Raw genomic sequence first — 21998 nt, forward strand, 5'->3', positions numbered from 1 at the left:
ATTTTGTACAAAAAATGTCCAAATATTTTACAGTGGTGCGGAGCGTATCCCTGCAATTTGTAGTTTTAACCATCACCAAGAACAAAACACCCATGGTCGATGCCCATATTTTAGTGGTCGATGATAACAAAAGCGTATTGAGTGCTTTGGAGATTCTCCTTCAGTTTGAATACAAAAGTGTACAGACCATTTTTAACCCGAACCAGATTTCCTCTTTCCCAAATCTCGAGGTTATCGACATTGTGTTGTTGGACATGAACTTTTCCGCCGGGGTGAATACGGGAAACGAAGGGTTGTATTGGCTCAATGAAATCAAAAAGAGGTCTCCCCATACTTCCGTGATTATGATGACTGCCTACGGAGCGGTGGACCTTGCTGTGAGGGCGCTCAAACAAGGCGCTTCCGATTTTGTGCTCAAGCCTTGGAACAACGAGCGTTTGATGACCACGGTAAAATCTGCCTACGAACTGAGAAAATCCAAACAGGAAATCCACAACCTGAAGAAAAAGGAGAACAATTTAAAGCAGGTCATCAACGAGGGGCGGAATTACATCATTGGTAAATCCAAAGCATTGACCACCGTGCTCAACTTAGTGGCCAAGGTAGCCAAGACAGATGTAAATGTTTTGATTACAGGGGAAAACGGTACGGGAAAGGAATTGATTGCCCGGGAACTGCACCGTTTATCTACCCGGAAGGACGAGGTTTTTATTGGGGTAGATATGGGGTCCATTGCCGAAAATCTGTTCGAGAGTGAACTTTTTGGGCATACCAAAGGCTCTTTCACCGATGCCAAGGAAGATAGGGCGGGCAAATTTGAGGCCGCCCACCAGGGCAGTCTTTTTTTGGATGAAATTGGGAACCTTTCATTACAAATGCAGGCCAAACTCTTGTCGTCCATCCAAAATAAATCGGTGGTTCGGGTGGGGTCCAACAAACCTATCAATGTGGATATTCGTTTGATTTGTGCCACCAATTGCAATCTGGAGCAAATGGTTGCCGATGGACTGTTCCGGGAGGATTTGCTGTACCGCATCAACACCATCCACATAGAAGTGCCGCCTTTGCGAGAACGTGATGATGATATTTTGGTGCTTGCTGATTTTTTCCTGAAAAAGTTTGCCCATAAATACGATAAAAGCGGTTTGCGGATGAACCAATTGGCCCAAGAAAAGCTGATGGAGTACCCTTGGCCCGGAAACATACGGGAATTGCAGCATACCATGGAACGTGCCGTAATCCTCTCTGACGGCAGTGTGCTAAAACCCTCCGATTTTTTATTGCATGCCAAGCCCCTGCAATCCATGGACAGTGAGCCCATGACCCTAAATGAAATGGAGCAACAGATGATTCTTAGGGCATTGGAACAAAACGAGGGCAATTACAGTGCCGCGGCCGAACAATTGGGCATTTCGAGGCAAACACTCTACAACAAGTTGAAGAAAAAGAACGACTGATGGCGAGCAGAAATTTTTACATCCAGCTCATTGTCCGCGTCGTGTTTCTCACACTTACCGCCATAGCCATGGCCTTTTCATTGGCTTACCTTTGGTACTTTTCCATGGGGGTTTGTGCGCTTGCCTTGGTAATACAGGTGTTTTCCCTAATCACCTTTATCAATAGGACCAATAGAAAGATTGCCTACTTTTTTGATGCCATCAAGAACGAAGATTTTACCTTACGCTTTCCTGAGAGCGTTACCATAGAGTCCTTTAAGGAACTCAACCGTAGCCTGAACCGGGTGAACGGCTTAATCCATGAGGTCCATTTGCAGTTGCAGATACGGGAACAATACTATCAGGAAATTTTGAAGCAGGCCAGTATCGGGATTATGACCTTTAACGCAAAAGGACACATCCTCTTTGCCAACCCCACCTTGGAGCAGTTATTGGACTACACGCCCCTCAACCACATCAAACAGCTAAAACAGGTAGATGAAAAACTCTACGAGATCTTCAGGGATTTTAAACCCTTTCAGCGAAAGCTGTTTCAACTGTCCAACGAAAGGGAACAGACCCAATTGGCCTTGAAGTCGTCGCCCTTAAAACTGGACGGGCAGGAGCTGCTATTGGTGGTGGCACAGGATATTCACAAGGAACTGGACGAAAAGGAAACCGAGTCTTGGGTGCGTCTTATCCGGGTGCTCACGCATGAAATTATGAACACTATTACCCCGATTACCTCAATATCCGACTCCATCATCAAATATTATCGCAAGGGAAGCAAGATCACGCCCTTGGAGGAATTGGAAGAGAGCCAGATAAAAAATACGCTCAAAGGCTTGGAGGTGATCAAGGAACAAGGTGGCGATTTGATGGATTTTGTGCAATCCTATAGAAGTCTGCTGCATGTACCGGACCCCAACAAAATCCTTGTAAAAGGGAAAGCACTTCTGGATAAGATAGATGTGCTTATGTCCGCTCGGCTCACCGATGGCAACAGTGCATTTAAAACGCTCTGCAATCCAGAAAACCTTGAATTTTATATTGATGAAAAACAGATTTCCCAAGTATTGATCAATTTGGCGAAAAACGCATTGCAATCTGTGGAAAACACCGAAAACGGTAAGGTGCTGATAGTGGCCGGAACCGATGAAAACGGCTCTAAATTTATTGATGTGATAGATAATGGCCCTGGCATCCCGCCCGAGGTAATGGACGAAATTTTTGTGCCCTTCTTCACCACCAAAAGTGAGGGAACGGGCATTGGATTAAGTCTATCCAAAAGGGTTATGCAGCTCCACGGCGGAAACATTCAAGTACGTTCAACTCCTGCTAAAGAAACCGTTTTCCGACTTACCTTTGCTTAATAGCAACGTGATGAAAAAAGACCTTTTGCAATTTTGTTGGAAACAGGTGGACGATAGGGCCGCCCGCCTTAAAAGACAGAGCGATGAGCTCCATGAATCCTTGGATTCCGAAACCAAGAACACGGCTGAGGACAAGCACGAAACGGGCCGGGCCATGGTGCAATTGGAACAGGAAAAATTGGGCCAACAACTACAGGAAGTGGATGCCATACGCGCGGTACTCCGCAAAATTGATATCGACAAACAAACAGACTACATTCGTTTGGGGTCTTTGATAAGGACCAGTATGGCCAACTATTTTGTTGCCATCTCGGCAGGGCTTTTTACTTCTGGGGAGGAAAAGGTGTATTGCATTTCGGCCAATGCACCGATTGCGCAAGCTTTATGGGGCAAAAAAAAGGGTGATGATTTTGTTTTTAATGGAATCTCCCATTCCATTTTGGATATTATCTGAAATCCTGAGAGTCATCTCCCACAACCTCCATTTCTGGCCTATCCTTCTTAAAAACAATAATCAGAAATAGGATTCCGATAATGATCAAAAATACAATTTCGATTGTTGAAAGCAGCTGGTTCATGCCCAGTGACCTTTTGGATTGTTCGGTGAGCAGTTTGCCCTCATCGAGCTGTACTTCGGAGAGTGCATCCAAGTTTTCGCCGATGCGGTGCAACACGGCAATCATTTCCTTTTTGGGCTCGTCATATTCAGCATGATTGGCTTCCAAACCTTGCAGGGTCGTATAGTTCTTTTTTAAACTTTCCAAATACCGGGATTCTTCCCGCGTTAACTCTGTATTCCCAAAATCGACCAAAATACTTTCGATGGTAGGTGTTTCGGGGATTTCTTGGTTCCCCAACTTGCCATTTGCCAAAAAGAGCTCCTTTTTGTGGAACAGATTGCTCAAACGGTAAATGTATTCCTGCACCACCAATCGGTCTTCAAAAACAGAATCCACCCCATGTTCTACGGCAGAAAAATTCCGGTTGTTCAAACGATTGGAGGCCAAAACCAGCAAAAATGCTACTGCAAGTACAAAGCCGGCATGGATACGTTGTCTAATGGTGGTAATATTTGACATGATGTTAGGTTTTTATGGCCATATGCTCAGTTTGATGCATCCGCCCAGTTGTAAGCTAACCATTCATTCATTAAGGAGCAAACCTCAATGCTTTTGACTGGGCGGAATTCATCATCAAATCAACTATAAAAAACTTAATTCTTCTTGTTCGATGTCTTGGGGCCACATTAACCTTTGTGCGCCTAAGACCCTTAAACTGAGTGTTCATCCTGTGGGGTTCCCATTCATTTTTATACTATCATTTCATAAATCTATGCCAGAGGTCAACTGGTGTGATGGTGTCACCTTCACAATCCTAAAGGATTTTATATCGGATGGATTCCCCATTTTCACTTGATCGTCCACGGCCAGCCCTACCAGATTGGCCCCTAAAGCACTCACTACGGAAACAGTGCCTTCCTTGGTGTTGCCTTTTGTCGAAGGAAGCAATTGAAAGGTTTGCCGAGCACCATCGATAAACTCCACGGTAACTTTCGAGTTCAGTCGCACCACATCATCCGGAATATCCACTGCATCTTCCACCAAAGCCTTTTCAATACGCTCCGCCAACTGCTCCAGGGCATCTTGATGCGCATAATCATCGTAATACTTGTGAAAGTTCAGTATTCGTTTTAGCGTTACGTAATCTTTTTTCTCCATGATAAGGCTTCCGTATTTCATTTTCAGCAATTAACGGAAGGGACGTCGGCACAAGGTCCCATCATTTTGTAGAAGTAAGGCAAATGCTGTGCCATGTAAGGTCCTTGGTTTGAAAACAAACTAACAACTATCTGATTTTCAAGTATTTTGTATGGTCTTGAATAAAAAACCGTGCCAGTGGTGCTGGATAAAATTGTACCGGTCGGGTATATTTGTATCGGTGCTATTTGAGCTTTTCCCGTAGAGTTTTCCGGTTGATACCCAAAATTTCAGCTGCCTTGGTCTTATTGCCTTGGGTGAAGAGCAGTACTTCCTCAATGTATTCCTTTTCTTTTTGTTGGAGTGTTTTGAATCCCTTTTTAGGGAAATCGATTTTGTACTTGAGCACATCGGGCAGATGCTGCAATGTGATTTCGCCATCGCACATAATCACGGCCCGCTGCACCACATTTTCCAGTTCCCGAATATTGCCCGGCCACGAATAGCGTTTCAAGACCTCTAAGGCTTCATTCGAAATCCGAACAAATCGGTCTTTGTACTCTAGCCCGTACTTTTGGAGAAATTGCTCCACCAGCAGCGGAATATCCGAAGGTCGCTCCCTCAGCGGCGGCACCTCAACGGTCACAACCGATAATCGATAAAAAAGATCTTCCCGAAAGGTTTTCTTGCGGATGAGTTCCTCCAAGTCGCTATTAGTGGCGGCGATTACCCGGACTTCCAATTTCTCTGCCTTTTGTGAACCCACTTTGGTCACCTCTTTTTCCTGTAGTACCCGCAGCAATCGGTTTTGCGCGCCCAAAGGGGCGTTTCCAATTTCATCCAAAAAAATGGTTCCGTTCTGTGCCGCTTGGAAAAAGCCGTCCCTGTTTTCGTTGGCTCCCGTAAAGGCGCCTTTGGTGTAGCCAAAAAGCTCGGCTTCGAGCAGGTTTTCTGGAATGGCGCCACAGTTCACGGCAATAAAGGGCGCTCGCGCAAATTTGCCCGAATAGTGAATGGCCCTTGCCACTAGTTCCTTTCCGGTTCCGCTCTCGCCACTAACCAATACCGTGGCCCTGTTGTCCTTGACCCGATCAATGATTTGGGTCACTTTTTGGAAGCTTGGTGAGGCACCGATCATGTCGCCGTAGCCCTTGAAATTGGCAGGTTGGGGCCGTGAGGTATCCAGTTTACGGCTTTGTTTATTGGCAAACGCCCTTTTTACGGCGGTTTCCAACTCCACCTTGGTAAAGGGCTTGGTCAAATAATCTGTTGCCCCATGTTTTATGACTTTGGATGCATCTTCTGCGGATGGAAAGCCCGTTACCACCAATTTGGGCATGTCGGGATAATGCTCGGTCACATATTTGACCAATTCCAGCCCATCAATTTCTGGCATATTGATATCGGTTACCAACAAATCAATTTCGGTATCCTTTAGGATATAGAGAGCCTCCTTTACCGAAACGGCCTTGTAGGTATGATAGTCCAACGATTTTAAATGACGCTGCAACAATTCGAGGATGTCGATATCGTCATCGACCAGCAAGATGTTTTCCTTTTTTAGCAAAGTGGTTATTTTTTAGGGAATTGCAAGGTAAAGATAGTGCCTGTTGGCGTATTTTGGGCCACCTCGATGCTGCCTTGGTGGCTTTGCACAATGCCGTGCACCACGCTTAGCCCCAATCCCGAACCTTCCCCAACGGGCTTGGTGGTAAAAAACGGGTCAAAAATATGGGGTATGGACTCCTTTGGGATGCCTGGACCCTCGTCCGAAAGGGTCAGCACCACCTTATCGTTTTTGGTTGATAAGAGAACGGAAATGGTACTCTGTGGCGGTGAAAAGTAAATAGCATTCATAACCAGATTAAACACCACTTGGGTGAGCTGAATTTTATCGATACGCAGTTCAACAGTATCCTTGGAATGCTCAAAGGTACAGGCCACTTGGCTTTGGCGAAGCGTGGTACGCAACATGGTAATCGCCTCCTCGACCACCTCCACCACATTGATGACTTCGCGGGTTTCGGGCATTTCGCAGGCGAAAAACATCAATTTTTTCACCACTTCGCGCGAAAATATGGCATTGGTCATGATCTTGTCCAAATCTTTGAGCGCCTGTGCATCATCGCCGATACGTTCCTGCAACAACTCGGTAAAGCCCAAAATATTGGCCAGGGGTGTGTTCAGCTCATGCGCGATTCCGGCCGTAATCTCACCCAAGATCCTAAGTCTGTCCGATTGTTCTACCTGTCGGCGGATCTGCTCTTCTTTTTCCTTGATTTCCTTCCGCTCCAACAAGTTGCCCACCTTTAGGCAAACATTGTCCAACAGCTGCTGCTCCTCCTCCAAAAAATCCTTGAGCTTATATTGGGGGGAGGGATACCCGACCTTGATAACGCCCTTGGGTTTATTGAACACCGTTATGGCCGACTCCAAAAACACGTAGGCATCTCCTTTTTCCCTCGTTTTAATGTGGTATTCGGGGGTGGATAGCTGCACATAGGTATCGGTGTCGAACTGCCAGGCCCGTTCCAAACACTGCACAATGCCCAGTAGCGCCGTTTCCATGTCATCATAATCGCAATTGACGATAAGCGAGGTCACCTCGTACAGACAAGTCAGTTCCTTGATGCGTTCCTTGAGTTTTTGCTCGGTGGTGAACATGCGTTGGTCCTTTGTAGCAAATTAGTGAATTCTTAGGATTTGGGGGTTGCATGGTCTAAAGTCTCTGAAGGTATTTAATCCTACTCGTTGGAAGATTCAACGTTCACAAACGGACTGCAGGTCTGTTCGGTGTGGTACAACAGCCCTTGGGTCGACATCCCCTCGATAATTACTTTGACCTCCTGTTGTTCGTTGAGGGGAACCGTGATTGAATGTGGTACCTCCGAGCTGACCTTAACTTGACTTTCCCACCAAATAGCGCCATATCTTTTGTACAAAAATGAACTATAATCCGGGTAATTGGGGGTAAAATAAGCTTGAGGACGATTGAACCCTTTAGGAATCGCAAAACTTGTGAAACGCGCCTCCCTGCCATACAATTCATCATAGTCGTATCGTAAAGACAACGCAATAAAAGGCCCTTGATGAGGCATAACGTACTTATTATAAACGATTGATGCTATGGATGAAAGTGGCATTGAAACAAGTTCTCCCGGATTGGCGGGAACTCCCCCAATCGAAACGGGCACCCGCGCGATGCCCGGAGCGTTAAAAACGTAAACGCTAATACCTCCCTCTTGAACATTCGGCCGAATCTGAAAGCCCAATTTTTGAATATAACTTATAAAAGAGTTGTGCTGGCTTAAGGCTTTTTTATCAATGATTCTAGCTTCTATTTCGGTGGTTATCTGGAATTTGGTATTCTCCTTTATCTTTTCCGAAACTACTACCTCATCAAGCGATATCGTTCTATCGGTCAGGTCTAGGTCTTCCCCTATTTTTAAAAGCGCGGGTTCTTGTTCAATTTGGTTTTCTTTGGCCAACCATTTGGAATAATTAAAAGTATCCAAACGATGATGATCGAAATTTAGTTCTGCTTTTGGCTTTCTGAGTTTTCCCTTTTCGTCCAAAACACTGACCAAGACCGAGTCGTTCTCGAATAAGGGAAGTCTCCCCCCAAAGTTCTTGTTTGATGAAAGATCAAAGAAATTGACCGTGCCGAACGTTTGGGACATTATCGAAACCTGTTTTTCACTTTTGAGGTCGGCATCCAAAATTTTACCGCTGAAGGCTATGCTTTCTTCAAATTCGTAGGTGATGTTTTCGTTAAGGTCTTTGCCCATAAGTTCGCCGAATTTTTGGCTGCCTTCCATGAGCAACCTCGTATCCATTTGATAGTCCCTGGAACGGTCTGCGCCTTCAAAAAAATACCTGCCATCAACAAACTGCTGCTTAAGGTAAGGTTGTACCCAAAAGGATGAACTTATCGAATTGTTAGGGTAATATGCTCTTGATTCCACCGGAAGTACCGATATGCTTAGATTGGCTTGTTCATTTCCTTCTGGCAGCATCAGGTCTATCTGAAGAGAGTCTTGGTTTTGGGTCAAGCAATAACTGATATTTACCGAATGTGGCTTTTTATCCAAACTTTGTTTGTTGAAAAACATTCGTTGTGATACGGGGCTCATATCTTCGTCCAAAATGACCGCCGTATTGATTCCGCTTGGGATTTGATTGCGGCCAATGGAAATGGGCGTGTTGTTGGGGTCGATTTCATAACGATGCATGTAGGTGCCGTCCGTATGATTAAAAATTGCCATCGAAAATCTTGTCCCATCTTTTACATATAAGCTTGGTTTAGACCTTTTGGGACGTATCACCACCACATCTTTTGCCGTATTGTCCACGCTTATTCCAATTCCCTGATGTGGTTCAATTTCCAATTGATGTGTTGTCCAAAGCCCTTTTATTCCTTTAATTTTTAAAAAATAGGATTCGTTGGGGTCGGCAAAAAAGCCAAACCTGCCTTGGCCCAACTCGTTTGTTTGAATATCCGACTGAATTTGTTTGCCGCTTTCGGTCAACAGATAAATGTCGTTAGTTTGTATAGGACGCCTATGCCCATCAACAACCGTAAAACCAACACTGTTGTATGCATCTGCAATGATCTGTTGTCCTTCAGGGTGAACTAGAATTGTCAAATCACCCTTGCCCTGGCTCATTTGCTTGGTCTTCCCAACAATCTTGATCTGTTGAAGAAACGGAGTGGCCGACTCAAAGTTTTTCATATAGTTGGTCCATGCCATCAACGTATAGGAATCTTCAACAAAGGTGGAATCAATGGAAAAATCACCATAGGAAATACCATTGTTTACAAGGAGCATTTTCTTTTGTAAAGCCTTTCCTTCCTTAGAAAAAATGCCAACATGTAAGTTCGTTGTAGTTGAAGAGGGCAAATGTTGGCGTTGGTCTTTCACGTACGCTTTAAACCAAAGATGTTCTCCTTTGAAAAAAGCCGTTTTGTTCAAATGTAGATGGATATTTTCAAGCAATGGAGGGGCTTCCGAATCTGCTTTTGCCGCATCTTGTCCAAGGGCGACAACGGACAGAATCAAAAGAAAGGGGAATACGATAATGTTTCTAGCGCGAATCACTATCCCTAAAGATAGCACATTATTTAAGTATTCCGAACAGATGCCTTCAGAAATTTCTTTCAAGTCGGAGTGGCAAAAGCTCAGTCTCAACATAAAAAAAGCCCCCTAACCGAGGGGGCTTTTTGTGGTCCCACCTGGGCTCGAACCAGGGACCACCTGATTATGAGTCAGGTGCTCTAACCAACTGAGCTATAGGACCGCATTTTGCGGATGCAATATTAGTGTTTATTTTTCTACAGCGCAAGGTTTTCCCGCTAGCCCTCTTTTATTTCTTGGCATAGCTCCACCAAAACGCCATTTGTGCCCTTTGGGTGCAAAAAAGCCACCAACTTGTTGTCCGCCCCTTTTTTGGGGGTTTCGTTCAACACCACAAAGCCCTCACCTTTCAATCGCTCCAGTTCCGAAACAATGTCCTCCACTGCAAATGCGATATGGTGAATGCCTTCCCCTTTTTTCTCTACAAACTTGGCAATGGGGCTATCCGGTTTTGTGGCCTCCAACAGTTCAATTTTATTGGGTCCCGATTTAAAGAAGGAGGTCTTTACCCCTTCCGAGGCCACTTCCTCTACTTTATAATGAGGCACCCCAAAAAGTTTGGCAAACAGGGCGTTGGAAGCCTCTAAATCCTTTACGGCAATGCCGATGTGTTCAATTTTGTCCATAGAAGTATCCATAGCTTTAAAATACGCAGCTTTTTTCAAAATTACGCACTGTAAATGGTTAATCCTGTGACGTTAGTCATTAATTCGCTTATTTTTGCAGTATGGAGGAAACACAAAGACAGAAAAAAATAGCGGGAATCATTCAAAAGGATTTGGCCGATATCCTACAACGTGCCGCGACTGACGGTGGTCTTAAGGGAACTTTGATCTCGGTGTCCAAGGTTTCCGTGACCGTAGACCTGTCCTTGGCCAAGGTATATGTCAGCATTTTTCCGAACAAAGGCGCCAAGGAATTGTTGGAAGGCATCAAAGAAAACCAAGTAGCCATCCGATACGAACTGGCCCAGCGCACCAAGCACCAACTACGTCGTGTGCCGGAGCTCAACTTTTATCTGGACGATTCGTTGGAGTACATCGAAGGAATCGAGAAATCGCTGAAGCGAGAGGAAAACCCTATCGAGAATAGGGATCTGCTCGACAAACGCAAGAAATCCTAATTTTGAACTTTCCCCTGTATATCGCAAAGCGCTACTTGCGTTCCAAAAGCAGCCAGAATGCGGTGAACATCATCAATTTTATCACTTTTTTGGTGATTGTGATCGGTTCCGCTGCACTTTTTATCGTCCTTTCCGCTTTTGCAGGGCTACGGACCTTCAGCCTTTCCTTTTCCAACACCTTTGATCCCGATTTAAAGGCTTCGCCCACCATCGGGAAGCATTTTTCCGTTTCCGCGGATGAAGAATCGGCCCTTGCCAACATCGAGGGACTGGCCAATTATTCCAAAGAATTGGAAGAGCGGGCCTACCTTACCTATAAAGAGAAAAGTACCATCGCCTACATTAAAGGAGTGGATGAGCATTACCGAGCCGTTACTGGGGTCGACAGTACCCTGATTTTTGGGAATTGGGGTTCGGATGTCTATAATGGCGTCATCGGTATCGGTATCTATAATTTGCTGGGCGTTCCGATGAACAACCGCACGGCAATGGAGGTCCTGGTGCCCAAACCGGGCGAAGGGTCCTTTTCCCAACAAGGCCTCAATGCCAAACCGTATGATGATTTGGCCCTAGTGGTAAGCGGGGTGTATGCCGTGGAAGAAAGCTTGGATAAAAAGTATGTGTTTGCCCAACTCCCCATTGTGCAAGAGCTGCTGCAAAAGGACTCTACCGAGGTTTCCGGCATCAATTTTAAATTGATGAAAAAGGCCTCTGCGGATGATGTCCGTAACGCCATAATGGAAGTCTTGGGCGATAAGGTGTCCGTTTTAACGCGTAGGGAGCAAAATACCTCACTATATCGGATGCTGAACACCGAAAATTTGGCCACCTATTTGATTTTTACTTTGGTATTGATCATTGCCCTTTTCAATGTGGTCGGTGCCATTATAATGATGATTTTGGACAAACAACAAAATTCCAAAACACTGTACAGCTTGGGAACCACCATTAAAGAACTGAGGCGTATTTATTTTATCCAAGGCATCTTGGTCACTTCCTTTGGTGGATTGATCGGTGTGTTGATCGGTACACTTCTGATTGGATCACAATTGGCATTCGGTTGGTTGAAGATTACACCTACCCTGGCTTATCCCGTAGAGTTCAATGTCATTAATGTATTGATTGTTATCGGAACGATTGTGGTATTGGGCTTTATCTCCTCAAAAATCGCGAGCAGCCGAATCAACGAAAAATTGATTTCCGCTTAAGCAAACTGGAAATCGCCGAACTTCTCCTCTACCTCATCAAAAGCGGCAAAAACATCGGCGGCATCGTCACTGGTCACCATTTTCATGCGGTATTCCTTAAAGTGAGGTATGCCCTTAAAATAATTGGTGTAGTGCCTACGGGTTTCAAAAACGCCCAGTTTTTCCCCTTTCCAGTCAATGGCCATCTGTAAGTGCCTACGGGCAGCATCCACCCGTTCCGGCATGGAGGGGGGTGCTAAATGCTCCCCTGTTTTAAAGTAGTGTTTCACCTCATTAAAGAACCATGGATAACCGATGCTTGCCCTGCCGATCATGGCTCCGTCCAGTCCAAATACGTCGCGCATTTTCACTGCGGCTTCTGGCGTATCCACATCCCCGTTGCCAAATACCGGAATGTGCATACGTTGGTTATTCTTCACCTCGGCAATGGGTTTCCAGTCGGCTTCGCCCTTGTACATCTGTACCCGGGTACGTCCGTGAATGGAAATGGCCTGTATCCCAACGTCCTGTAAGCGCTCTGCTACCTCAACAATTTTAATGGAATTATTGTCCCATCCCAATCGTGTTTTTACAGTAACGGGCAATTTGGTTCGCTTTACAATTTCTTCGGTGAGTTTGACCATCAAAGGAATGTCGCGCAAAATACCGGCCCCTGCATTTTTACAGACCACCTTTTTTACGGGACAGCCAAAATTGATGTCGATAATGTCGGGGTTTGATTTTTCCACAATATCGACGGCTTGGAGCATGGAATCCAATTCGGCGCCAAAAATTTGGATGCCTACGGGCCGCTCTTTTTCGTAAATGTCGAGTTTAATGACACTTTTGGCGGCGTCCCTGATCAATCCTTCCGAAGAGATAAACTCCGTATACACCACATCGGCACCCTGCTCCTTGCACAATTTTCGGAAGGGAGGGTCGCTCACATCCTCCATAGGAGCTAGAAGAAGCGGAAAATCAGGTAGTTCTATGTTTCCAATTTTTGGCAAATCCTTTGTTTTTTGGACTGCAAAAGTACAAAATAGGCGGCAAATCCAAACTTAGTTCTGCGATTGCAGTCGGTCGCGTTCGTTTTTGTCGATACCTCTTTGGTTATCCTCCAACCTAAAGTTCCCAAAATTATAGGTGAATCCAAAACGGATGAACTGTGTTTCGGGGCGTCTACGATAAAAATTGTCCTGATTCAGGTATTGCGAACGATAGGTGGGCACATACTGCTCCAAGATATCCTCTGCGGCAAGTGAAAGCACTATCTTATTGTCAAACAAGGTCTTGCGAAGGCCAAGCGTCAAATTAAACTGCTCATCGGACACGTAAGAGCCAAAGAGAAATTGCGATACATAGGTGGCGGCGACTTCCCCGGTAAAGGTTCCATCTTTGGAAAGGGTCAAGTAATTGCCCAAATAAGCGTAGACCCCATTCACCTCGTTGGTGAAGGGTACATTGCCGCTTTCCTCGGCCAAAAATGTTTCCTCTTCATGAAACAACGAAGTATAGGCGTACAGGAACCACGGATTCAAAATGGACTTGCTCAAGGTAAAATCCAATCCGTAGGATTTGCTTTCCAGTACGTTCTGTTTCAACTCTACCAAGGTTTGGTTCTCATTATCCTGAAATACCAAATAGGCTATGTTCCGGCCGTTATCGCGATAGTAGACATCAAAGAAGTACTCACTGTTGAGCGTGTAGTTGAAGTTGAAGTTATTGCTAAAACTTGGCCTCAACCCCGGATTTCCTTCCTCAAAGTCGTTTTCGTTGTAAAAAAATCGGAAAGGATTCAGGTCGTTGTACTTGGGTCGGTTAATATTTCTTCCATAATCAAAGGAAAAGCTATGCTTGTCCGATGGCGAGTAAAGCAGGTACAGAGAAGGGAAGGGCTCAAAAAAGTCCTGCGTATTTACCTGATCTAAGGTCTCCGAAATGCCTTCTGCCTGTGTCAACTCACCGCGCACACCCAATTTCATGGACCATTTTTCCCAATTCTTCACAAAGCTCAAATATGCGGCGTAGACTTTCTCGTCATAGGTGTACTCGTCCGATAGGGAGGCATCCACCGTATTGCTCGAACCGTTGAAATTGAAAAAATCGAGCTTGTTTTCGGAATATATCGATGAATATTTCAATCCCGATTCAAAAGAGGCATTTCCGATGGGCGTAGCGTAGTCGATTTGTCCTGTAAAAATTTGAATGTTTTGGTCGGTTTCCGAATCAAAACCAAAATCTCTTAAAAAGGTGCCGTCCGCATCAAAATAATCGGAGGCCAATCGTTGGAACGTCTCCCCGTTAAAATAGGTGTAATGACCGTTGGCCCGAATTTGCGCACCGGGTTTTTTGAGTTTGTGCACGTAAGTAAGGTCAAAGGCCAAGTTGGTATTGTCCATGTTGGCATTGTTCTGGGTGGTGAAGGTCGAATCCAACTCAGCCTGCGCATTGCTGATTTCGTTCCTGAGCAGGGTCTGTTGCTCTTGGTCCAGATTGAACAACAGGTTGGAGGTCAGATTGAGACTATTGCGGTCATCAAAATCATAATCGAGGATAAAACTGGCATTTTGCGACTGCGAGCGGTCCGTTTGATTGTAATCTGTGTCCCAAACGGAGAAAATCGAATTGGTATCATCGATAAAATTGATGCCCTTTTTGGTTTTATTGACCTCTTTTTGGGGGTTGATGGTGTAATTGGCAAACAGATTGAGTTTATCCGTTTTGTAATAATGACTCGTCCCGATACTGTACTTTGGGAATACCGCCTGGGTGAAGGTTCCATTTACACTGCCCTTATAGCCGGGAACAATGTTTTTGCTGGTGACAATGTTCAAAATCGGTCCACCCTCGGCATCATAGCGGGCGGGTGGATTGGCTATCACTTCCACCGACTTGATGTTGGTTCCCGAAAGCCCTTGCAGCAGATCCTGAACCTCCTGCCCTGAAAGCTGTACCTTTCTATCGTTGAGGTAGACCGTGGCATTTTGGCCGCGTATCATCAAATTATCCTGATTGACGATAACGCCGGGCGTATTTTTAAGGATGTCCCATGAGGTTCCCTGCGAAACCACTGTGTTTTCCACCGTAAAGACCAGTCTGTCAGGCAATCGTTGGAGTTTGGGGCGCTGAGCCGTGACCACGACCTCATCCAATTCATTGCTCTCCATGGGAATGATCAAAGCGCCGAGGGATACGTCCTTTTTAATATCCAATGCTCTGGGTTCGGAGCCCCTGCCCACATAACTCGCTTGCAGCAGATACAGGTTGGGCTCGACTTGCAAAAGCTCAAAAAAGCCTTGCTCATTGGCCGAACTTCCTTGAACAAAGGTGGAATCCGTAGCCTTTAACAACAAAATATTGGCGTAAGGTATTACCTGGTTCTGCTCGTCCACCACCTTTCCGGTAATCTTAAAGGTTTGGCCATAAGCGCCACCTAAGGATAGGAGCACCCATATAAGTACGGTGGTGAGGTTCTTCATTAGAGGTTTGGGTTGAACCTCAAATCTAAGAAATTATTTTTGAGCTAAATAGCCCCTTATTTTCTTATTGATAAAAAACCCTTTATGGGTATGTAAAACAATTATATTTGCAGTTGATAAAATCCCTTTTTTAGGGTATCTTATTATTGTTATGGAGAAGATCAGGAATTTTTGCATCATTGCACATATTGACCACGGTAAAAGTACCTTGGCCGACCGTTTGTTGGATTTTACCGGCTCGGTGACCGAACGCGAGAAACAGGACCAATTGCTCGACAGCATGGACCTGGAGCGCGAACGTGGAATAACCATTAAGAGCCACGCCATTCAAATGGATTACGAGCACAACGGTGAAAAGTATGTCCTCAACCTGATCGACACTCCCGGACACGTCGATTTCTCATACGAAGTGTCACGTTCCATTGCGGCCTGCGAAGGAGCGCTTTTGGTGGTAGATGCCGCCCAGAGTATTCAGGCGCAGACCATTTCCAACCTTTATTTGGCGTTGGAAAACGACTTGGAGATTATCCCCGTGCTCAATAAAGTGGACCTTCCCAGTGCCAATCCCGAAGAAGTGACCGATGATATTGTGGACCTATTGGGCTGCAAGCCGGAAGAGGTGATTCCAGCCAGTGCCAAAACAGGTTTGGGTATTGAAGAAATATTAACGGCGATCATCGACCGTATTCCCCCACCAAAAGGAAACCGCGACGAACCGTTGCAAGCACTTGTTTTTGATTCCGTGTATAATCCTTTTAGAGGAGTGGAAACCTATTTTAGGGTAGTAAACGGAGAAATCACCAAAGGCCAAAAAATTAAATTCGTCGCTACGGGAAGATCCTACGAAGCAGACGAAATTGGTACCCTAAAACTGACCCAGCATCCCAAAAACAAGATTTCGACAGGGGATGTGGGCTATTTGATCACCGGTATAAAAGATGCACGCGAGGTAAAAGTGGGTGATACCATCACCGATTCGGCCAACCCTACCAAAAACCCCATCAGTGGTTTTGAGGATGTAAAGCCCATGGTTTTTGCTGGAATCTATCCCGTAGACACTGAAGATTTTGAGGATTTGCGGTCTTCCATGGAAAAATTGCAATTGAATGATGCTTCGCTGGTCTTTACCCCAGAAAGTAGTGCTGCTCTGGGCTTCGGTTTTCGTTGTGGATTCTTGGGTATGTTGCATATGGAAATCATCCAAGAGCGTTTGGAACGCGAGTTCGATATGACCGTGATCACTACGGTGCCTAACGTAAGCTACCACGCCTACACCACCAAAGGTGATGAAAAACCCATTATCGTTAACAATCCCTCCGATCTACCGGACCCATCTACCATTGACCGGGTAGAGGAGCCCTATATCAAGGCGACCATTATCACCAAGGCCGACTTTGTGGGCAATGTGATGTCGCTCTGTATTGAAAAACGTGGACAAATCGTTAACCAGACCTATTTGACCACCGAGCGGGTCGAGTTGATCTTTGATATGCCCTTGGCTGAAATCGTTTTTGATTTTTATGACCGTTTAAAGACGGTTTCCAAAGGATATGCCTCTTTTGATTATTCGCCTATTGGCATGCGCACATCCAAATTGGTGCGGGTGGACATCCTGCTGAATGCGCAACCCGTCGACGCGCTTTCTGCATTGGTTCACTTTGACAATGCCTATCACATTGGTAAAAAGATGTGCGAAAAACTAAAGGAACTCATCCCAAGGCAACAGTTCGATATTCCGATCCAGGCCGCCATCGGTTCCAAGATCATTTCAAGGGAAACCATCAAAGCCTTGAGAAAGGACGTGACCGCCAAGTGTTACGGTGGAGATATATCGCGTAAACGCAAGCTGTTGGAGAAGCAGAAAAAGGGTAAAAAGAGGATGCGCCAAGTAGGTAATGTGGAAATACCACAGCAAGCCTTTATGGCCGTTCTTAAATTGAACGATTAATCCTCCTCTGTAGGCTCTTCTGACTCTTCTTCGTCATTTTCCAATATTTTGCCAAGGTACACCAGCTTGTAGCCTTCCCCTTTGGGTGTAAAGTCCTTGCTGTTTGCAGGGATGATCTCAATACTGCCATCAGGGGATTTGGTAAATAAGGGTACAATATCGCGGTCTTCGTAGGTAATGTCGATAAGCTTGTCGTAATGTTCTTTGTCCTCCAGTTCAATTTCGTGGATGGTAGGATGCTTGCGAACCGTGTCCATTAACTGGATAAAATCGTCCGTGTGTGAAAATAGCCCCTCCTTCGGATTGTTATCAGGATCGTTTACCTCCTCAGTATTCACCAAGCGGAAAGCTCCATTTTCACCAAATTGCCTTTGGAATTTTTTGATGGCAAATTTGTTGATGTCCGAATTGCCGGTCAATGCCATCAAATAACCCATATCGTTGAGCTCGATGTTATCCGTTAGCGTATCGGAAAAAATATTGGCCGTTATAGCTTCCAAGCCCAGTTTTTTGGCCTTGTCCACATTGTTTTGGTTGTTGTCTATCAACACCACGTGCCTATTGTTCTTTCTAAGGTAGTTCCCTATCAATCTAGAGAGTCTGGAAGCACCGATAATCAAAATACCTTCGGACTTCTTTAGAAACACTCCCACTAATTTTGCGAATACACGGGCGGTGGTGGCATTCAAAAGTACCGTTCCCAACACGATCATGAATACCAAAGGGGTAATATATTCGGCTCCGGGTTCCCCCCGTTGCATCAGTTTTGAACCAAAAAGGGAAGCAATACCGGCCGCAACGATTCCTCGAGGCCCAACCCAACCGATAAATAGTTTTTCGTTGAACTTTAAATTGGACCCTTGCGAACTCAGGAACACCCCTATGGGCCTAATGAGAAAAACAATGACCGCAAAAAGGATGACTGTGTTCCAATTGTAGATCAACTCCATATCACTGATGTTGATATTGGCCGCCAGCAGGATAAAGAGAATGGAAATCAAAAGTACGCTCAATGATTCCTTAAAATAGAGTAGTTCCTTTAGGTTCGGCAGGTTCATATTCCCCATCACCATGCCCATGACCACAACGGCCAATAGTCCCGATTCGTGGGCAAATAGGTCCGATTCCACATACACCAATAGCACTGTTGAAAGGGAAACCACGTTCAGCAAATAATGCGGAATAAAATCCCTTTTGATGGCAAAGGCCAACGCATGCGCAAAGGTGAATCCGAAGGTGGTCCCAAAAAGGATGATCTTTCCAAACTCCACCAAAGCGGTCTGGGTAAAGGCCTGCCCCTCTCCCACACTGATAAACTCAAAAACCAATACAGCAACCAACGCTCCGATAGGGTCGATTAGGATACCTTCCCACTTTAAAACGGCAGAAACATCCTTTTTTAAGGGAATGTTCCTTAAAATCGGGGTAATTACCGTCGGGCCGGTTACAATGATCAGTCCAGAGAACAAAAAGGAAATCTGCCATGAGAGGCCAAAAATATAATGGGCCGCGACACCGGCGCCAAAAAAGGTTACAATGGTGCCTACGGTTATCAGCTTGGTGATCACGGGCCCCACATTGGATATTTCAGCTCTCTTGAGCGTTAGGCCACCTTCAAAAAGGATGACGCTAATGGCCAATGAAACAAAGGAATAGAGCCCTTCCCCAGGGAACAGGCCCTTTTCGCCGTTCCAGATAGGTTCTATCAATTTTGATCCGTCTTCGGTATATAGGGTGGCAATAGGCCCTACCAACAAACCAATCAATATCAAGGGTAAAATTGCGGGCAATTTAAATCGCCAGGCCACCCATTGTGCAATAATTCCAAGAATTATGATTCCTGCAAGTTCGAGCATGGTCTAAGTTTTGTGGAAATTTACTGTTTTTCTTTTAGATATGGCCACTTTACCCAACGCTCTACTGTTTCCCTTCACCAATCGCTCGATCGTTTTGGGAACGACATTCATTTTTGGCCTTAACTGGTCGCTTTTTTGTTAAATTACGGCCAATATATCTTTATTTTTTCGGCATTTGGGGCGTGCTTTTCTTATTTTGCAGCCCATTTTACTTTCAGAATGACAATTTATCCCATTGAGACCGGTAATTTTAAGTTGGATGGCGGAGCCATGTTCGGTGTGGTGCCCAAATCCATTTGGAACAGGACCAATCCTGCCGACCAAAACAACATGATCGATTTGGCCGCCCGCTGCCTTTTGATTGAGGATGGGGATCGACTTATTTTGATCGACAACGGTCTTGGGAACAAACAGTCAGAGAAGTTTTTTAGCTATTACTATCTCTGGGGAAATCATACATTGGACAGATCTTTGGAAAAAGTGGGCTTCCACCGTGATGATGTCACCGATGTTTTTTTGACCCACCTGCACTTTGATCACTGTGGGGGCAGTATCCAATGGAACAAAGACCGAACGGGCTACGAACCTGCTTTTAAAAACGCCAAGTTTTGGACCAACAAGGACCACTGGGAATGGGCTACCAAACCCAACGCCCGCGAAAAAGCTTCTTTTTTAAAGGAAAACCTTTTGCCCATGCAAGAGAGCGGCCAGCTCCATTTTGTGGACCGAAATAATGGTTCATTCCTAGAAAAATCCGAACTCGGTTTTGGCATCCACTTTGTGGATGGGCATACCGATAAGCAAATGTTGCCCCACCTCCAATACCAAGGTAAAACCCTTGTGTTTGTCGCCGATTTGATTCCAACCGTCGGTCACATTCCCCTACCCTACGTCATGGGCTACGATACCCGGCCATTATTGACACTGGAGGAAAAAAGCCGCTTTTTGAATCAAGCTGTTGAAAATGATTGGTTGTTGCTTTTTGAGCACGATGCCCACAATCAAATCTGCTCCTTACAGCAAACAGAAAAGGGGGCGCGCCTCGATCAGGTCTTTACGTATCAAGAATTATTCAATACACCATAACTCTTTTTTATTCCAAAACAATTTATGAATTGCACATATAACAAACTATCGTTCCTTTCGCTTTCTGCGGCCCTTGTTTTGATGGGTTGTGGATCAACCTCATTGGTTTCCACACCTGTGGAGAACATCGATGCCGTTCCTTTAAAGGTTTCAGAACTTACCGAAGCAGAAAAAAAGCATTGGGGACACCTAGACCTTATCCAAGACACCATTCCCGGAATGAGCGTGGACAGGGCCTACAATGAAATCATCAAAAACAAAAAAGGAAAAACCGTAGTGGTCGCCGTTTTGGACTCCGGCATGGATTTGGACCACGAAGATCTAAAGGGTGTGCTTTGGACCAATTCCGATGAAATTCCCAACAACGGGAAGGACGACGACGGCAATGGTTATGTGGACGATATTCACGGCTATAATTTTCTTGGGGATTCCTATAATGAGCAATTGGAATATGTGCGTATGCTCCGCTTGAACATTGGTGATGCCTCACAAAGAGCCGAAGCGAGGCTTCTTTTGGATAAGAAATACCCTGAAGCCCTTCAAAACAAGCAGCAGTACGAACAAATTTTTCAAGTGGTCAAAGGGGCCGACCAACTCGTTCAAGACGAACTTGGTAAAGAAACCTATACCAAGGAAGATTTACTTTCCATTGAACCCAAGACCGCCCAAATGGAGCAAAGTGTTGCCGTGTTGACACAGATGTTCACCTATGGGGATAGTATTTCCGAAGTGTTGGAAGAACTTGAAGAAGGAATTACCTATTTTACCGAGCAAGTCAACTATAATCTGAACAAGGACTTTAACGGTAGGGCTCCTGTGGGCGATGACCCTTACGACATTACCGATGTGCCCTATGGCAACGGAAACCCGGACAACCAAGTAGAGAGCGAAAGCCATGGTACGCACGTAGCGGGTATTATTGCCGCACAGCGAAACAACGGAATCGGTGTAAATGGCGTCGCCAAAAATGTGGAACTCATGAGTATTCGTGCGGTGCCAAACGGGGACGAATACGATAAGGATATCGCTTTGGGTATCCGATACGCGGTGGACAATGGTGCTTCCATCATTAACTGTAGTTTTGGAAAATCCTTCTCCCCAAAAGCAGAATGGGTCTATGAGGCCATCAAATATGCAGCTTCCAAGGACGTATTGATTGTTCATGCAGCTGGTAACGATGGAGAGGACCTGGAGCTTCCGGAAAACAGAAATTATCCCAATGATGACATGGACACCGAAACGGAGTTTGTGGATAACTTGATTACCGTTGGAGCCCTTTCCAGTAACTATGGTTCCGAAATGGTCGCCTCTTTTTCCAATTATGGCAGTCAACGGGTGGACGTTTTTGCCCCGGGCGCAGAGATTTACTCTACCATGCCCAACAGTGCATACGAATTTCAAGGGGGAACTTCCATGGCAGCACCTGCCGTGGCCGGTGTAGCGGCGTTGATTCGCTCGTACTATCCCGACCTGTCGGCATCACAAGTAAAAAACATTATCATGGAATCCGGTCTAAGGACCAAAACCTCCGTAATTGTGGCCGGTGACGAAACCAAAGCCACCACTTTTGATAAAATTTCCAAATCGGGCAAAATGGTGAATGCCTACAATGCCTTAATTTTAGCAAACAACGTCTCAAACGGCAAAATGACCTTGGACAGTAATTCAAAATAAT

General features: G+C 45.3%; 17 protein-coding genes and 1 tRNA gene. 8 read left to right on the forward strand and 10 right to left on the reverse strand.

Annotation, left to right across the window (positions count from 1 at the left end):
* Positions 1-92: 92 nt before the first annotated feature.
* From RBB12_RS02355 to RBB12_RS02365, 3 genes are read left to right on the forward strand one after another with little or no spacing between them, the layout of a single operon-like run.
* Positions 93-1457, forward strand: coding sequence for a sigma-54 dependent transcriptional regulator (locus RBB12_RS02355; RefSeq protein ID WP_306012929.1), 1365 nt, complete (start codon positions 93-95; stop codon positions 1455-1457).
* Positions 1457-2809 carry a sensor histidine kinase gene (locus RBB12_RS02360; protein ID WP_306012647.1) on the forward strand — a complete coding sequence of 451 codons (1353 nt, stop codon included), beginning with the start codon at positions 1457-1459 and terminating at the stop codon, positions 2807-2809. Before RBB12_RS02355 ends, RBB12_RS02360 begins: the two co-directional genes overlap by 1 nt.
* 10 nt (positions 2810-2819) lie before the next feature.
* Positions 2820-3263 (forward strand): 3-oxoacyl-ACP synthase, encoded by a 444-nt coding sequence (locus RBB12_RS02365; RefSeq protein WP_306012648.1) that lies wholly within the window; start codon positions 2820-2822, stop codon positions 3261-3263.
* Here the strand turns inward: RBB12_RS02365 and RBB12_RS02370 are convergent.
* The 7 genes from RBB12_RS02370 to mce all read right to left on the reverse strand — a co-directional run bounded on the left by RBB12_RS02370 (position 3256) and on the right by mce (position 10267).
* On the reverse strand, positions 3256-3888 hold the full coding sequence (locus RBB12_RS02370; RefSeq protein WP_306012649.1) for a hypothetical protein: 633 nt from the start codon (positions 3886-3888) through the stop codon (positions 3256-3258). The two genes, RBB12_RS02365 and RBB12_RS02370, sit on opposite strands and share 8 nt — an antisense overlap.
* Positions 3889-4131: 243 nt before the next feature.
* Complete coding sequence (locus RBB12_RS02375; RefSeq protein ID WP_306012650.1) at positions 4132-4548, reverse strand: GreA/GreB family elongation factor; 417 nt, start codon at positions 4546-4548, stop codon at positions 4132-4134.
* A gap of 202 nt (positions 4549-4750) precedes the next feature.
* The gene (locus RBB12_RS02380; RefSeq protein WP_306012651.1) at positions 4751-6073 is read right to left on the reverse strand and encodes a sigma-54-dependent transcriptional regulator; all 1323 of its coding nucleotides are present in this window, start codon (positions 6071-6073) and stop codon (positions 4751-4753) included.
* Between the two features lie 5 nt (positions 6074-6078).
* Complete coding sequence (locus RBB12_RS02385; protein WP_306012652.1) at positions 6079-7170, reverse strand: sensor histidine kinase; 1092 nt, start codon at positions 7168-7170, stop codon at positions 6079-6081.
* Between the two features lie 80 nt (positions 7171-7250).
* The gene (locus RBB12_RS02390; protein WP_306012653.1) at positions 7251-9668 is read right to left on the reverse strand and encodes a hypothetical protein; all 2418 of its coding nucleotides are present in this window, start codon (positions 9666-9668) and stop codon (positions 7251-7253) included.
* A gap of 62 nt (positions 9669-9730) precedes the next feature.
* Positions 9731-9804: transfer RNA gene (locus RBB12_RS02395), tRNA-Ile, on the reverse strand.
* Positions 9805-9859: 55 nt separating this feature from the next.
* The gene (gene mce, locus RBB12_RS02400) at positions 9860-10267 is read right to left on the reverse strand and encodes a methylmalonyl-CoA epimerase (protein ID WP_179383203.1); all 408 of its coding nucleotides are present in this window, start codon (positions 10265-10267) and stop codon (positions 9860-9862) included.
* Positions 10268-10368: 101 nt separating this feature from the next.
* Here mce and rbfA point away from each other — a divergent pair, with 101 nt between their 5' ends.
* The gene (rbfA, locus tag RBB12_RS02405) at positions 10369-10764 is read left to right on the forward strand and encodes a 30S ribosome-binding factor RbfA (RefSeq protein ID WP_119607165.1); all 396 of its coding nucleotides are present in this window, start codon (positions 10369-10371) and stop codon (positions 10762-10764) included.
* Between the two features lie 2 nt (positions 10765-10766).
* Entirely contained in the window at positions 10767-11972 is a 1206-nt protein-coding gene (locus RBB12_RS02410) for an ABC transporter permease (protein ID WP_306012654.1), read from the forward strand.
* Here RBB12_RS02410 and dusB read toward each other — a convergent pair.
* Both dusB and RBB12_RS02420 read right to left on the reverse strand, forming a co-directional pair.
* Positions 11969-12961, reverse strand: coding sequence for a tRNA dihydrouridine synthase DusB (dusB, locus tag RBB12_RS02415; RefSeq protein ID WP_306012655.1), 993 nt, complete (start codon positions 12959-12961; stop codon positions 11969-11971). The genes RBB12_RS02410 and dusB overlap by 4 nt on opposite strands.
* A gap of 51 nt (positions 12962-13012) precedes the next feature.
* On the reverse strand, positions 13013-15433 hold the full coding sequence (locus RBB12_RS02420; protein WP_306012656.1) for an outer membrane beta-barrel protein: 2421 nt from the start codon (positions 15431-15433) through the stop codon (positions 13013-13015).
* A gap of 151 nt (positions 15434-15584) precedes the next feature.
* Between RBB12_RS02420 and lepA the strand changes: the two genes are divergently transcribed.
* Positions 15585-17381: a translation elongation factor 4 gene (gene lepA, locus RBB12_RS02425; RefSeq protein WP_179383207.1), complete on the forward strand. Its 1797-nt coding sequence runs from the start codon at positions 15585-15587 to the stop codon at positions 17379-17381.
* On the opposite strand, the gene RBB12_RS02430 is transcribed toward lepA, so the two are convergent.
* Positions 17378-19237 (reverse strand): sodium:proton antiporter, encoded by a 1860-nt coding sequence (locus RBB12_RS02430; protein ID WP_306012657.1) that lies wholly within the window; start codon positions 19235-19237, stop codon positions 17378-17380. The two genes, lepA and RBB12_RS02430, sit on opposite strands and share 4 nt — an antisense overlap.
* A 219-nt stretch (positions 19238-19456) precedes the next feature.
* Here RBB12_RS02430 and RBB12_RS02435 point away from each other — a divergent pair, with 219 nt between their 5' ends.
* Positions 19457-20323 (forward strand): MBL fold metallo-hydrolase, encoded by an 867-nt coding sequence (locus RBB12_RS02435; RefSeq protein WP_306012658.1) that lies wholly within the window; start codon positions 19457-19459, stop codon positions 20321-20323.
* A gap of 24 nt (positions 20324-20347) precedes the next feature.
* Positions 20348-21997: a S8 family peptidase gene (locus tag RBB12_RS02440; protein WP_306012659.1), complete on the forward strand. Its 1650-nt coding sequence runs from the start codon at positions 20348-20350 to the stop codon at positions 21995-21997.
* The last annotated feature ends 1 nt before the right edge of the window (position 21998 follow it).

The sequence above is a fragment of the Allomuricauda sp. MMSF_3307 genome, from assembly GCF_030733585.1.
GTDB lineage: Bacteria > Bacteroidota > Bacteroidia > Flavobacteriales > Flavobacteriaceae > Flagellimonas.